This is a genomic window from Vibrio sp. 378 (assembly GCF_033339435.1).
On record NZ_JAWOUO010000477.1, the window covers coordinates 1 to 743 of the forward strand.

Sequence of the window (743 nt, forward strand, 5' to 3'; positions counted from 1 at the left end):
GCACACCATGATGAATAGAGATTTAACATTGCATTGCTGAATAAAAATCACACCATGTGCCTCAAGTTTCATCATTAACTGTCGATAAATTCACTAAAGCCTTTCATGTAACGCTCTGTGCTTGAATCGTCTAAACCCTCTGGAGTCACACGTTGTGACACTGATCTTTTTGTCTGTTTATAAAGGTTAGACAATGAGAAATACCATTAAGTTAAAAATCCAGATTGCTATTGCAGTCATTATCGCCATCGTAAGTGGCGTTCAAGCTTGGGTTTCCGTTAATCAACTTCACGAAGAAACCACATCCACACTCAACCGAGAAATACAGAATATTTCTGAGTCGACTAACCGTTATATCAGCGATTGGCTCTCAATTCGTAGCGATATGATGTTGGCTAACGAACAAATCATCGCCAGTTCTGATGATGCAGATCGCGAGTTATTGCTGACCAAACGCGCGGGGAAATTTCTCTCGGTTTACGCAGGGTTCTCTGACGGCGCTATTGCCTACGGCGATAAAAGCGAATCATGGCCATCCGATTACGACCCTCGAACTCGCCCTTGGTATCAAGACGCGATGGCACAATCTGGGCTGATCATTACCGCGCCATACCAAGACTTTGATGGCAGTATTGTGGTCAGCTTTGCCAAAGCGTTTAACCAAAACAAACAAGGCGTATTGGCCGCTGACTTGGCCGTCACAGACATCATCAACGAAGTATTGAATATCCAACTGGATAACA

1 pseudogene is annotated in these 743 nt (G+C 43.7%); it reads left to right on the plus strand.

Annotation, left to right across the window (positions count from 1 at the left end):
* Positions 1 to 193 precede the first annotated feature (193 nt).
* Positions 194 to 743 (plus strand): annotated as a pseudogene (locus R7Q48_RS27035) (cache domain-containing protein); the annotation flags it as partial.